Consider the following 12,344-nt stretch of genomic DNA (forward strand, 5'->3'; position numbering starts at 1 on the left):
CTCATGGCTTGAAGAACCCGCGCTGGGTCAGCAGATCACGGGTCAGGTACAGGGCCGCCAGCGCGCGGCCTTCGGAAAAGTTCGGAGTCTGCGCCAAGGCCGACAGCTCGCGCAGGTTGACCTTGTCCACGCGCATCGGCTCAGGTTCGTCGCCTTCCAGGCGCTCTTCGTACAGATCGGTGGCCAGCACCACCTGAATCTTCTGGCTCATGTAGCCCGGAGACAGCGACAGTTCGGTCAGGTGTTCCAGCTGCCGCGCGCCGTAGCCGGCCTCTTCCTTGAGCTCACGCTCGGCCGCCGCCAGAACATCCTCGCCAGGCTCGATCAGGCCCTTGGGCAGCGACAGCTCGTATTCGTCGGTGCCACCGCAGTATTCCTCGACCAGCACCGCGTGCTCGGCATCCAGCATCGCCACGATCATCACGGCACCGTACCCGGCGCCCTTGCCGACCAGGCGCTCATAGGTGCGCTCCGCGCCGTTGGCAAAACGCAGCTTCAGTTCTTCGACGCAGAACAGCCGGCTGGTGGCGACAATCTCGCGGGCGAGGACGGTGGGTTTCTGGCGCATGCGAAGCTCCTTGGGTGAACGCGCTACTATAACGCGGCTTTTCCGATTGTTTGCGTCGGATATCTTTCTACCCCCCGAGACGTTGCCATGCCTTCATTACCGTGGTCCGACATCGATACCGTTCTGCTGGACATGGACGGCACGCTGCTGGACCTGCACTTCGACAACCATTTCTGGCTGGAGCACCTACCCCGGCGCTACGCCGAACTGCACGGCATGAGCCTGGCCATGGCGCAGATGGAACTGCAGCCGCTGTTCGAACGCAACGCGGGGCGGCTGCAGTGGTACTGCCTGGATTTCTGGAGCGCCGAACTGAAGCTGCCGGTGCGCGAACTGAAGCTGGAGACCGCCCACCTCATCGCCCTTCGTCCGGACGCCGACACCTTTCTGGCGGCGATCAGGCAGGCCGGCAAGCGGGTGGTGATGATCACCAACGCACACCGTGATTCGCTGTCGCTGAAACTGGAGCGGATCGAACTGGCGCCGTACTTCGAGCGGCTCATCAGTTCACATGACTACGGTTTCCCCAAGGAAACCCCGCAGTTCTGGGACGCCTTGCAGGCGGATCTGCGCTTCGATCCGGCGCGCAGCCTGTTCATCGACGACACCTTGCCGATCCTGCGCAGCGCCCGGGGTTTCGGCGTGGCGCATCTGCTGGCGGTGAAGGAGCCGGACAGCCGCAAAGGGCCGAAGGACACGGCAGAATTTGCGGCGGTGGGGGATTACCGGGATCTGATTGAGGGCCTCTAGGGCCCCAACCAGCGAGGGAGCACGCTCCCTCGCCACAAGGTCATTCGGGGATGCGCAGCACCTGGCCCGGATAGATCTTGTCCGGATGCGACAGCATCGGCTTGTTGGCCTCGAAGATCTTGTTGTACTTGTTGGCGTCGCCGTATTCGGCCTTGGAGATCGCGCTGAGGGTATCGCCCTTCTTCACCGTGACGAAACGTGCTGCCGTCGCGACCGGCCCGGTCACGGTGATCTGGTCGTCCACACTGCCGACCCCGGCGATGTTGCCCAGGGCCAACAGGATCTTTTCCTTCTCCTCCTGGCTCGCCACTTCGCCTGTGACCGTGACCTTGTCCCCGTCCACGGTCGCCTGGACGTTCGGGTTGCCCAGGCCGACCTTGCTGATGTGATCCTTCAGCTGATCGCCGGCGTTGGCGTTGCCCGGCGTCAGCAGATCGATCAGTTTCTCGCCCGCCTCTTTCACAAAACTGAAAATGCTCATCGTGTTCTCTCCATGGAATCAAGGGTCAGTCGACAAAGCCTAGACCACCCCGCGCGGAGCCGGTTCCGGCCCGACCAATGACCCTGCCCCCGCACAGGCGTTAGAATCGCCCACCCCCAACCCACGCCCCGGAGCGAAGATGGACATCAAGCAGCTGAAATTCCTCATCGCCCTCGACGAGACCCGCCACTTCGGCCAGGCCGCGGCCCGTTGCCACGTCACTCAGCCGACGCTGTCGATGCGCCTGCGCAGCCTCGAAGAAGAGCTGGACCTGCCGCTGGTCAACCGCGGCCAGCGCTTCGAAGGCTTCACGGCGCCGGGGGAGCGGGTGCTGGCCTGGGCGCGCACGGTGCTGGCGGCCTACGACGGCTTGCAGGCCGAAGCGGCGGCCTGCCGCGGCAACCTGATCGGCACATTGCGGCTGGGGGTCGTGCCGTTGTCGAGTTTCGACGCCGTGCCGCTGATGCGCCAGCTGCACGGGCAGCACCCGAACCTGCGCTTCGAGCTGTCGTCGCTCAGCTCCGAGCAGGTCCTCGAACACCTGGCCAACAACCGCATCGACCTGGGCGTGTCCTACCTGGACCGTCTGGACAGCGAGCGCTTCGAGTCCCTCGAACTGAGCGAGACCCGCATGGGCCTGCTCTACGATCAGCGCTGCTTCACCTTCGGCGAGGCGCCGTTGAGCTGGGAGTCGCTGATCGAACTGCCGCTGGGCATGCTCACCAGCGGCATGCACTTTCGCCAGTCCATCGACCACAACTTCCACAGCCGCGGCCTGACCCCGCAGCCTTTGCTGCAGACCGACGCCGTCCATCAATTGCTGCAAGCCGTGCACGGCGGCCTGTGCTGCGCCGTGATGCCGCTGGACGGCGGCCTGGAAAACCTCACCGATCACCTGCGCCTGCAACCGATCGAAAGCGCCCGCACCCTCGCACCGCTGGGTCTGATCATGCGGCGCGGGGCACCCCGCTCGGCGTTGGCCGAGGCCTGTTTCGCGCTGTACCGGAAATCGCCGGCAGCCGCTTGATCGACGGCATCTATCGGAAGATCGACACTAGCGATTAGACGCGACAACTTGACGCGCCTAGGCTTAACGTTGATCAATCCGTCGGTGATGCCATGAACGCCAAGCGCCCTGCCTGCGCGGCGCCTGCTGTCGAAACAGGCGCGCCCGCCGCGAGCCGCACCTACAGCTACAGCGACCTTCTCCAAAACGAATCGGCCGCCACCGCCCTGGCCGAGGAAGTCGCCTTGGCGATCGCCTACAACGGCATCAGCCAGGCCGTCATGCTGGTGAGCCCGACCGACCTGGAAGACTTCATCGTCGGCTTCAGCCTGGGCAGCGGCATCATCGAAGACGCCACCGACATCTATGACCTGCAACTGACCGGCTCGGGCCAGGCGCAGTACGCGCAGGTGACCATCGCCAACCGCGCCTTCTGGAACCTCAAGCAACAGCGTCGGCAACTGGCCGGCACCAGCGGCTGCGGGTTGTGCGGCGTGGAAGCGGTGGAACAGGCGCTGCCCGAACTCGCCGAACTGCCCGGCGCGCCCTTGCCGCCGCCGCAGTGGCTCGACGGCCTGCGCCAGCGCATCAGCGAGTTCCAGCCGCTGGGCCAGCACTGCGGCGCCGTGCATGCGGCGGTGTTCATGAACGCCAATGGCGAGCTGCTGCTGGGCCGCGAAGACATCGGCCGGCACAACGCCCTCGACAAGCTGATCGGCGGCCTGGTGCGGCAAAAGATTTCCACAGCCGGCGGTGCGGCGATCGTCACCAGCCGCTGCAGCCTAGAACTGATCCAGAAAGTCCTGCGGGCCGGCATCCAGACCCTCGTCAGCCTGTCGGCGCCCACCGGCCTCGCGGTGCAGTGGGCCCGCCGGCACAACCTCAATCTCATCCACCTGCCGCAGAAGAACGCGCCGCGGGTGTACAGCCCAGAAAGGGAGAAACACCTGTGAGCCAACATCATCAAGCCGACCAGAAACCCGTCCCGCGCTACAAGCCGTACAAAGGCCCGGCCGGCGGCTGGGGCGCCCTGATCAGCGTGGCCCAGGCCTGGCTGACCAGCGACAACGCGCTGAAGAACCTGCGCATGATGCTCAAGACCAACCAGAACGGCGGCTTCGACTGCCCCGGCTGCGCCTGGGGCGATTCGCCGGAAAGCGGGATGGTGAAGTTCTGCGAGAACGGCGCCAAGGCCGTGAACTGGGAAGCGACCAAGCGCCGGGTGGACGCGAAGTTCTTCGCCAAGCACAGCGTCACCTCGCTGCTGGAGCAGAGCGACTACTGGCTGGAGTACCAGGGCCGCCTGACCGAGCCGATGGTGTACGACGCCGAGACCGACCGCTACAAGGCCATCGCCTGGGACGACGCCTTCGCGTTGATCGGCAGGCACCTGCAAGCCCTGTCGAGCCCGGATCAGGCCGAGTTCTACACCTCGGGCCGGGCCAGCAACGAAGCGGCGTACCTCTATCAGCTGTTCGTGCGCGCCTACGGCACCAACAACTTCCCCGACTGCTCGAACATGTGCCATGAGGCCAGCGGCGTGGCGCTGGCGCAGAGTGTCGGCGTCGGCAAGGGCACCGTGACCTTCGACGACTTCGAGCATGCCGATGCGATTTTCGTCTGGGGCCAGAACCCCGGCACCAACCACCCGCGGATGCTCGAACCGCTGCGCGAGGCGGTCAAGCGCGGCGCCCAGGTGGTGTGCATCAACCCGTTGAAGGAACGTGGCCTGGAACGCTTCCAGCACCCGCAGCATCCGCTGGAGATGCTGACCAACGGCGACAAGCCGACCAACACCGCGTATTTCCGTCCGGCCCTGGGCGGCGACATGGCGGTGCTGCGCGGCATGGCCAAGTTCCTGCTGCAATGGGAGCGCGATGCGCAGAAGGCCGGTGCCCCCGCCGTGTTCGACCACGGCTTCCTCAATGAACACAGCGTCAACGTGCTGGATTACCTGGCCGTCGTCGACGACACGCCGTGGGAACAGATCGTTGCGCAATCGGGCCTGACCCTGGTGGAGATCGAACGGGCCGCGCGGATGTACGCCAAGGGCAAGAACGTGATCATGTGCTGGGCGATGGGCATCACTCAGCACCGCCACTCGGTGCCGACCATCCAGGAAATCGCCAACCTGATGCTGCTGCGCGGCAACATCGGCAGGCCCGGCGCCGGCCTGTGCCCGGTGCGCGGCCACAGCAACGTGCAGGGCGACCGCACCATGGGCATCAACGAACGTCCGCCGGCGGCGTTCCTCGACGCCCTGGAGCGGCGCTTCCAGTTCAAGGTGCCACGCCACAACGGCCACAACGTGGTCGAGGCGATCCACGCCATGGCCGAAGGCCGCGCCAAGGTGTTCATCGGTCTGGGCGGCAACTTCGCCCAGGCCACCCCGGACAGCCCGCGCACCTTCCAGGCCCTGCGCAACTGCGACCTGACCGTGCAGATCAGCACCAAGCTCAACCGCAGCCACCTGGCCCACGGCAAGGACGCGCTGATCCTGCCGTGCCTGGGCCGCACCGACATCGACCTGCAGGGCGAAGGCCCGCAAGCGGTCACCGTGGAAGACTCCTTCAGCATGGTGCACGCCTCCACCGGCCAGTTGCAGCCGCTGTCGAACCAGATGCGTTCGGAACCGTCGATCATCGCCGGCATCGCCGCCGCGACACTGGGCAGCAAGCCCGTGGACTGGAACTGGCTGGTGGCCGACTACCGGCGCATCCGCGACCTGATCGCCGACACCATTCCGGCCTTCAAGGACTTCAACGAGAAGGTCAAGCACCCGGGCGGCTTCTACCTCGGCAACACCGCCGGCGCCCGCAAGTGGAACACCGCCTCGGGCCGCGCCAACTTCAAGGCCAACGCCCTGCCCAAGGATCTGATCCACGAACGCACCCGCGCCACGGGGCAACTGCCGGACCTGATCCTGCAGTCGATGCGTTCCCACGATCAGTACAACACCACCATCTATGGCCTCGACGACCGCTACCGCGGCGTGAAGGGCCAGCGCGACGTGCTGTTCGCCAACGAAGCCGACATCATCCGCCTGGGCTTCAAGCCGGGCCAGAAGGCCGACATCGTGTCGCTGTGGGAAGACGGCCGCGAGCGTCGGGTGAAGGGCTTCACCCTCTTGGCGTTCGACATTCCCGCCGGCCAGGCGGCGGCCTACTACCCGGAAGTGAACCCGCTGGTGCCGCTGGAAAGCGTCGGCGACGGCAGCCATACGCCGACTTCGAAGTTCATCGCGATCCGCCTGGAGGCTGCGAGCGAAACCGGGCTGATCATGTCCAAGTCTGCGTAATGGTGATGAGGGCGCTCGCTCCCGCGCCCCGGCGCATTTTCGAACGCCCACAAAAAAGGCCGCTTCTGCATGAAAGCGGCCTCTTCGAAGTAGCTAAAGACCGGTGAAAATCGGTTAAGTTCCAACCAAAAAACAATAACTTAGCGAATTGTGCACAAGTCGTGCTACTCGTCGGATTTTGATTGTCACGCCTATTCCACAGCCTCAGGATCGCGCCGTCATCCCTTTGAGGCTCCGCTATGAAGTTCTCCTCGATTCTCTTGTTGTCCCTTGGCCTGGTCAGTGGCGTCGCCTCTGCCGGAGGCACCGCTGAAGCAGGCGTGGGCGGCGCATTGGGCGGGGTGCTTGGTTCGGTCGTCGGCCAGTCCTTGGGCGGCAGCACCGGCTCCACCATCGGCGCGGCCCTGGGCGGCGCAGGCGGCAGTGCGGTCGGCGCAGACAAACGCAGCCGCGGCGAAGCCGCCATCGGCGGTGCGCTGGGCGCAGCCGGCGGCAACGTGGTCGGCCGCAGCATGGGCGGCACCACCGGCAGCCTGATCGGCGCAGCGGCAGGCGGCGGCGCCGGCGGCGCGCTGGGTAACTACATGGGCAACAAGAGCGATGACGACGACCGTCGTTACGACCGCCGTCACGATGACCGTCGCTACTACCGCGACCATCACCCTGGCCGTGGCCACGCCTACGGCCACCGCAAGCATCACCGCTACTACCGCGACTGAGGCCTCAGCGCCCCGTTGCCCGGTGAACCGAGAAACGCAGCCTGAAGGCTGCGTTTTTTTTGCCTGTCACACCACCAGGCCTTCCAGTGCCTGCCGCAGTTGCGGCGGAATCGGCGCAGGCCGGTTGCTGGCCCGGTCGACGAACACATGGACGAACTGTCCGGCGGCGCAGGCTTCGCTTTCGCCGGCCTTGAACACCGCCAGTTCGTACTGCACCGAACTGTTGCCCAGCTTGCCGACCCGCAGGCCGACTTCGATCAGGTCCGGAAACGCGATCGAGGCGAAGTAGTCGCACGACGAGCTGACCACGAACCCCACGACCTCCCCGTCATGGATATCCAACCCGCCCACCTGGATCAGGTACGTGTTCACCGCCGTATCGAAGAAGCTGTAATAGGTGACGTTGTTGACGTGACCGTAAGCGTCGTTATCGTGCCAGCGGGTGGTGATCGGCTGGAAGTGCGGGTAGTCGCTGCGTTGCGGCATCGGGTTGGACATCGGTGTCAGTTCCTGAAGTCGGGTGGTGAGTCTAAGGTCAAATCCGTGCCGTTCCCAATCGCCGGCAAGCTCGCGACGGGGACTCAGTCATCGGCGAATCCCTTGCCCTGCGCCGCCAGCTCACCGATCAACCGCGCCGGCTTCCACTGATCCCCCTGCCGTGTCTCCAACGCCAGCAAGCGCTGGTGGATGTCCGCCAGCCCCTGGGAATCCGCCCAGGCCATCGGCCCGCCCTTGTCCGCCGGGAAACCGTAGCCGTTCAGGTACACCAGATCGATGTCATGGGCGCAGCGGGCAATGCCTTCCTGAAGGATCTTCGCCCCCTCGTTGACCAGCGCCAGCAAGCACCGCTCCAGAACCTCCTCAGGCCCGATCACGCGACGATGGAAGCCCAGCCGTTCGCTGACCTCCAGCACCAGCGCGTCCACCTCCGGATCATGCTCGGCCTGCCGGCTGCCCGGCTCATAGCGGTAGTAGCCGCTGCCGGATTTCTGGCCGAACCGCCCGAGTTCGCACAAGCGGTTGTCCACCTGGATCTCCGGGGCGTCCTGTCCCTTGCCGGCCAACTCCCGGGCCCGCCACTCCAGGTCGATGCCGACCACGTCATACATGCGAAACGGGCCCATGGCGAAGCCGAAGCCCTGCAAGGCGGCGTCGACCTGTTGTGGATAAGCGCCCTCCAGCAGCATCTTGCGGGCTTCAAGCACATACGGGTGCAGCATGCGGTTGCCGATGAAACCGTGGCAATTGCCCGAGACCACACTGACCTTGCCCATGCGCGCCCCCAGCGCCAGCGCTGCCTCCAGCACCGCCGGCGAGGTCTGCGCGCCGCGCACGATCTCCAGCAGTTTCATGATGTGCGCCGGGCTGAAGAAATGCAGGCCCAGCACCTGGGCCGGCCGCCGCGTCGCGGCGGCGATCGCATCGATGTCCAGCGCCGAGGTGTTGCTGGCCAGCAGCGCCCCGGGCTTGAGCAGGCCGTCGAGCTCGCGGAAGATCTTCTGCTTGAGCTCCAGGTTTTCGTACACCGCTTCGATCACCAGATCGACATTGCGGATCGCGATGTAGTCCGCCGCCGAGGTGATGCGGGCGACACGGGCGTCGGCCTCGTCCTGCCCGATGCGCCCCTGGCGCACGTTGTGGGCATAGGTGTCGGCCACTGCGGCCAGCGCCTGCTCCAGCATCTGCGGATTGTTGTCGACCCACTGCACCGCCACGCCGGCATTGGCCAGGCACATGACGATGCCGCGGCCCATGGTGCCGGCGCCGATCACGGCAGCCTGGCGGATTTCGAAGGATGTCTGGCTCATTGCGGTTCTCTTGTTGGCGACCCGAAGACAGGTTTCACCCTAGTCAACCGACGGCCGTTTTAGAAGCCCGTTCCCGTGATGATCGACATTCAGCGGATGGATGCGGCCACGCCACCGTCTTGACTCAGCCGTGCGGCGCCTGGGCTGAAGCCTTCGCCGGCCGGATGGCTCTCACAGGGATCATGGGTGAATGCGGAGCCTGCGATCACCGCAGCGTCGGAGCCACCGGACAGGTGCCGCTCCACCCAGGCGCGCACCTCGGCATAGGGATAGGCTTCCAGTGCCCCATGGCCGGCGATCGTCCGCGCCTTGAGCTTGGTGAACAACGGCGCGCCGATGCCGCAGAGAAACCGGGTCAGCCGCTGCGCCGAAGGTGGGTTGCCCGTGTGCTGTCCGTGCCTGTGGATAAAAGCCCCGCACAATGCCGCGAACGACTTATCCACAAGCGCCGGCAGCTTCGGCGGCAAGGGGAGCGTTGCGACCTGGCCGTTGCATACCGAACAGTGCCCGCACTGCACCGGCGCGTCATGGTCGCCGAAGTGTTCGGCCAGTCGGCGCCCCAGGCAGCGTTCAGAGGCGAACAGCTCGAGCATGGCGTGTATCCGCGCCACTTCGGTTCGCTCGTGGCGGGAGAAATGTCCATGCAACTCGCGGCTCAAGGCCTGGCTGTCGAAGCCGCTGTCCAGCACGCCGTAGACCTCGGTCATCTGCTTGCTTTCCAGCTCGATCCAGCCCTTTTCCTGAAAGTGATCCAGCGCCTTCACCACCCGGCCCCGCTCGGCGCCGTAGTGTCGGGACAAGGCGTCGAAGTCCACCGTGGCCCAGGTGCGCGCGCGGGGCGAGGCCTGGATGAGCGCTGCGACGAAGGCCCGGCGCTCGCCGTCGAAACGCTCCAGCAACGCCTCCGGCTCCAGCAGGTACTTGAAGCGGTACTCGGCGTAATAGGCGTAGCGCGGCGCAATCAGCCCCTTAAGTTCCAGTTGCACCAACAGTGTCTTGAGCGGCAGCGCACGGATATTGCTCCGATCCGCCAGCGGGCCCTGCAGGAACTCCCACTGACCGTGACCGGCCGCCAGCACTTCGTCCAGCACGCAACGGATGCCGTCCTGTTCCGGCGTGTCGCCGTACACGAAGTTCTCCAGCACGTTCAGGCTGTCGCGGTTGGCAAGCACCAGACACTCCGAACGTTGCCCGTCACGCCCGGCGCGGCCGATTTCCTGGCTGTAGTTCTCGATGGATTTGGGCAGGTCGAAATGCACCACGTGGCGGATGTCCCGCTTGTCGATGCCCATGCCGAACGCGATGGTGGCGACGATGCAGTGGGTCTGCCCGGCCATGAAGCGCTTCTGCACCGCCTCCCGCCGATCCCCCGGCAAGCCGGCGTGATAGGCCTCGGCGGGAATCCCGTGACGGCCCAGATGCTCGGCGATCTGCTCGGCGGTCTTTTGCAGGGTGACGTAGACGATACCCGGCCGGCCCGCACGTTCGCCCATCCATTCCACCAGCCGGCGGCGCTTGTCCTGCCCCTGAACCGGTTCCACCCGCAGGTCGAGGTTGGGCCGGTAGAAGCCCGTGGTCACCACATCCCCGGCGGCGATGGCGAACCTGGCCTGCATGTCGGCGATCACCTGCGGCGTCGCCGTGGCGGTCAGCAACAGGGCCTGTGGAATGCCGAACTGGCGCTGGTAGTCCGGCAGCTTGAGGTAGTCGGGCCGGAAGTTGTGGCCCCACTCCGAGATGCAATGGGCCTCGTCCACCACCAGCAGCGAAATCGGCACCTGCTGGAGGAAATGGCGAAAGCGCTCGTTCTTCAGGCGCTCCACCGAAACCATCAGGATCTTCAGCTCGCCGGAGCGGGCACGGGCCATCACGGCATTGGCCTCGTCACGGCTTTGCGCCGAGTCGATGCTGCCGGCCGCAATGCCGTGGCGCGCGAGGAACGCCAACTGGTCCTGCATCAGCGCCAGCAACGGAGAAATCACCAGGGTGAGGTGCGGCAGCAGCAATGCCGGCAACTGGTAGCACAGCGACTTGCCCGAGCCTGTGGGGAAGATAGCCGCCGCCGGACGCCCGGCCAGCACCGCGCTGACCGTGGCCTCCTGGCCGGGACGGAACTGTGGATAACCGAAGACCCGCTTCAGGGTGTCGTGCATGGGCTGTCGCTCCTTGACTGCTGACGTGACCACAGCCTAGCGGACGACCGCAGCGAGTCGAGGGAGCCCGCAAAGCAAATCGATACGGAATGATACAGCCCCGCCGAAGGCATCGGCGCCTGCATCAAAAGACACACTTTGCCGCTCGCCGACGCGCCGGACGGAGGCTAGGGTGGCCGCCCATTGACCTGCGTTTACCTGCATCGCGCCATGACGGCGGATGTGCGCACGTCATCCGCAAAGGAATCGTTCATGCTGCACAGACTGACCTTGACCCTCGCCTTGCTCATCGCACCGCCGCTGCTGAACGGCTGCGTACCGATCCCCGAGGACTTCCAGCCCCAGGCCGGGCTCGCGGGCCCCGCATCCGCCGGCACGGCGTAGACCCCGCCGCACGTCAGGGCTGCAGCGAGGCCACCCGCAGTTGCTCGTTCACCGTCTGCTCATGCAGTCCTTGGCTGCGGCTGGCCCACAGCGCATGCGCAGGGCTGATGTCGCCGGTGAACGCCGCCGCCAACTGGCGCAGGTCGGCGACATTGCGCACCCGCGGGCAAAACGCTTGTCCGTCGCAGTTCAGGCTGGCGTTGCGGTAGGTGCCCAGCAAGCCTTCCCACAGGCCGTCGCGCACCCGGCGGATCGACTCCAGGCGCACCTGCGGCACCTCCAGGCGCCGCTTCAGCCCCTGCTCGTCCAGCGCCTCGCTGGCCAGCAAGGCCTTGGCGAACATCAGCACTTCGGCACGGGAGGCCGTATCGACGTTCGCCTGGCTGGTCAGCGCGTCCGGCCAGCCGCTGCGCTCCAGATTCGTCAGCACCAGCGCATTGCCCGCATCGGAAGCGATGCCCGGGCGGCAAGCGCCCACCCACAACAACAAGATCGAGGCCATTCTTAGCCACTGCATACCCAATTCCCTTTAAGCGTGTATCGGACGCACGGAAACGCCCTACGGATTCTGGCGCGCACCATACAGAGGTTTCACAAGAATCGCCTGAGAATCGGGTAGGAAATTTGACCGCTAAGGGTTTAGCCCTGAAAAGCCGCGAAAACGCGTAGGGCAAATCCTCAATCCCCGGTAAAACCCTTACAAAGTCTGTCCATTGCGGCTGTCTTGTCCCACCTTCACCCGCACTCCTATAGTGGCCGGCGCAACTGAAGCGTGACTTCGTACAGGACACCTCCGAGCCATGAACACGTTCAACCCGATGCCCGACCGCTATCGTCCCCTCAAGACCAGTTACAACGACAGCCCGACACTGGTCATCGACACCGAGGCCCGCCACGGCGATCTGCTCGACGCGGCGCAACAGCGCATCCGCGCCGCCAGCGATCTGCTGGAAACCCTTTACTGCATGTGTTTCAAGCAAGCGGATGTCAAAGACATCCCCAACATCGTCAATGCCCTTTATTTGTTGACGCAAGACGGTTGTGAACTACTTGAAGTCGCAAAACAGCAACTAAGGCATACCGGCTAACTCAATAGGCGGCACAAACCCGGCAATAATCCATCGCTTCAACCGCAGAACGGTGACCACTAGCCTGCTTGCTCTTACATCAAACAAGA

Annotated in this window: 12 protein-coding genes and 1 pseudogene; 7 read left to right on the forward strand and 6 right to left on the reverse strand. The window is 65.1% G+C overall.

Annotated elements, in window-relative coordinates; genetic code table 11:
* Nucleotide 1 precedes the first annotated feature (1 nt).
* A complete protein-coding gene (gene nudE / locus CAG29_RS17995) occupies nt 2–568 on the reverse strand; it encodes an ADP compounds hydrolase NudE (protein ID WP_085581930.1) in 567 nt (188 codons plus the stop codon).
* A gap of 87 nt (nt 569–655) precedes the next feature.
* On the opposite strand from nudE, the gene yrfG reads away from it, so the two are divergent.
* Entirely contained in the window at nt 656–1,318 is a 663-nt protein-coding gene (gene yrfG / locus CAG29_RS18000; protein ID WP_085694911.1) for a GMP/IMP nucleotidase, read from the forward strand.
* Nucleotides 1,319–1,358: 40 nt separating this feature from the next.
* On the opposite strand, the gene lysM is transcribed toward yrfG, so the two are convergent.
* Nucleotides 1,359–1,799 carry a peptidoglycan-binding protein LysM gene (gene lysM / locus CAG29_RS18005; protein ID WP_085581934.1) on the reverse strand — a complete coding sequence of 147 codons (441 nt, stop codon included), beginning with the start codon at nt 1,797–1,799 and terminating at the stop codon, nt 1,359–1,361.
* Nucleotides 1,800–1,938: 139 nt separating this feature from the next.
* Here lysM and CAG29_RS18010 point away from each other — a divergent pair, with 139 nt between their 5' ends.
* The 4 genes from CAG29_RS18010 (at nt 1,939) to CAG29_RS18025 (ending at nt 6,822) form a co-directional block, all read left to right on the forward strand.
* Nucleotides 1,939–2,826, forward strand: a complete 888-nt coding sequence (locus tag CAG29_RS18010) for a LysR family transcriptional regulator (protein ID WP_085631914.1) — start codon at nt 1,939–1,941, stop codon at nt 2,824–2,826.
* A gap of 92 nt (nt 2,827–2,918) precedes the next feature.
* The gene (fdhD, locus tag CAG29_RS18015; protein WP_085694912.1) at nt 2,919–3,758 is read left to right on the forward strand and encodes a formate dehydrogenase accessory sulfurtransferase FdhD; all 840 of its coding nucleotides are present in this window, start codon (nt 2,919–2,921) and stop codon (nt 3,756–3,758) included.
* Nucleotides 3,755–6,103 carry an FdhF/YdeP family oxidoreductase gene (locus CAG29_RS18020; RefSeq protein ID WP_085694913.1) on the forward strand — a complete coding sequence of 783 codons (2,349 nt, stop codon included), beginning with the start codon at nt 3,755–3,757 and terminating at the stop codon, nt 6,101–6,103. The genes fdhD and CAG29_RS18020 overlap by 4 nt, the downstream gene beginning before the upstream one ends.
* Before the next feature lie 239 nt (nt 6,104–6,342).
* The gene (locus tag CAG29_RS18025; RefSeq protein ID WP_085581944.1) at nt 6,343–6,822 is read left to right on the forward strand and encodes a YMGG-like glycine zipper-containing protein; all 480 of its coding nucleotides are present in this window, start codon (nt 6,343–6,345) and stop codon (nt 6,820–6,822) included.
* A 66-nt stretch (nt 6,823–6,888) separates the two neighbouring features.
* Here CAG29_RS18025 and CAG29_RS18030 read toward each other — a convergent pair whose 3' ends face one another.
* The 3 genes and pseudogenes from CAG29_RS18030 to CAG29_RS18040 form a co-directional block, all read right to left on the reverse strand.
* Entirely contained in the window at nt 6,889–7,320 is a 432-nt protein-coding gene (locus tag CAG29_RS18030; RefSeq protein WP_085581946.1) for a thioesterase family protein, read from the reverse strand.
* A gap of 83 nt (nt 7,321–7,403) precedes the next feature.
* The gene (locus CAG29_RS18035; RefSeq protein WP_085639434.1) at nt 7,404–8,630 is read right to left on the reverse strand and encodes a 3-hydroxyacyl-CoA dehydrogenase; all 1,227 of its coding nucleotides are present in this window, start codon (nt 8,628–8,630) and stop codon (nt 7,404–7,406) included.
* Between the two features lie 230 nt (nt 8,631–8,860).
* A pseudogene (locus tag CAG29_RS18040) lies at nt 8,861–10,783 on the reverse strand (ATP-dependent DNA helicase RecQ); the annotation flags it as partial.
* Between the two features lie 252 nt (nt 10,784–11,035).
* On the opposite strand from CAG29_RS18040, the gene CAG29_RS28800 reads away from it, so the two are divergent.
* Nucleotides 11,036–11,167 carry a hypothetical protein gene (locus CAG29_RS28800; RefSeq protein WP_256576451.1) on the forward strand — a complete coding sequence of 44 codons (132 nt, stop codon included), beginning with the start codon at nt 11,036–11,038 and terminating at the stop codon, nt 11,165–11,167.
* Between the two features lie 13 nt (nt 11,168–11,180).
* On the opposite strand, the gene CAG29_RS18045 is transcribed toward CAG29_RS28800, so the two are convergent.
* A complete protein-coding gene (locus tag CAG29_RS18045) occupies nt 11,181–11,684 on the reverse strand; it encodes a polysaccharide deacetylase (protein WP_085656673.1) in 504 nt (167 codons plus the stop codon).
* A gap of 283 nt (nt 11,685–11,967) precedes the next feature.
* Between CAG29_RS18045 and CAG29_RS18050 the strand changes: the two genes are divergently transcribed.
* Complete coding sequence (locus CAG29_RS18050) at nt 11,968–12,255, forward strand: hypothetical protein (RefSeq protein WP_170930018.1); 288 nt, start codon at nt 11,968–11,970, stop codon at nt 12,253–12,255.
* Nucleotides 12,256–12,344: the final 89 nt, after the last annotated feature.

This window comes from Pseudomonas sp. B7(2017) (genome assembly GCF_002112745.1).
Taxonomy (GTDB): domain Bacteria; phylum Pseudomonadota; class Gammaproteobacteria; order Pseudomonadales; family Pseudomonadaceae; genus Aquipseudomonas; species Aquipseudomonas ekonensis.

Excerpts from the sequence above, each read along its gene's own strand:
- nudE (WP_085581930.1), bottom strand. The coding sequence starts at position 568 with ATGCGCCAGAAACCCACCGTCCTCGCCCGCGAGATTGTCGCCACCAGC.
- yrfG (WP_085694911.1), top strand. The coding sequence starts at position 656 with ATGCCTTCATTACCGTGGTCCGACATCGATACCGTTCTGCTGGACATG.
- lysM (WP_085581934.1), bottom strand. The coding sequence starts at position 1,799 with ATGAGCATTTTCAGTTTTGTGAAAGAGGCGGGCGAGAAACTGATCGAT.
- CAG29_RS18010 (WP_085631914.1), top strand. The coding sequence starts at position 1,939 with ATGGACATCAAGCAGCTGAAATTCCTCATCGCCCTCGACGAGACCCGC.
- fdhD (WP_085694912.1), top strand. The coding sequence starts at position 2,919 with ATGAACGCCAAGCGCCCTGCCTGCGCGGCGCCTGCTGTCGAAACAGGC.
- CAG29_RS18025 (WP_085581944.1), top strand. The coding sequence starts at position 6,343 with ATGAAGTTCTCCTCGATTCTCTTGTTGTCCCTTGGCCTGGTCAGTGGC.
- CAG29_RS18030 (WP_085581946.1), bottom strand. The coding sequence starts at position 7,320 with ATGTCCAACCCGATGCCGCAACGCAGCGACTACCCGCACTTCCAGCCG.
- CAG29_RS18035 (WP_085639434.1), bottom strand. The coding sequence starts at position 8,630 with ATGAGCCAGACATCCTTCGAAATCCGCCAGGCTGCCGTGATCGGCGCC.
- CAG29_RS28800 (WP_256576451.1), top strand. The coding sequence starts at position 11,036 with ATGCTGCACAGACTGACCTTGACCCTCGCCTTGCTCATCGCACCGCCG.
- CAG29_RS18045 (WP_085656673.1), bottom strand. The coding sequence starts at position 11,684 with ATGCAGTGGCTAAGAATGGCCTCGATCTTGTTGTTGTGGGTGGGCGCT.
- CAG29_RS18050 (WP_170930018.1), top strand. The coding sequence starts at position 11,968 with ATGAACACGTTCAACCCGATGCCCGACCGCTATCGTCCCCTCAAGACC.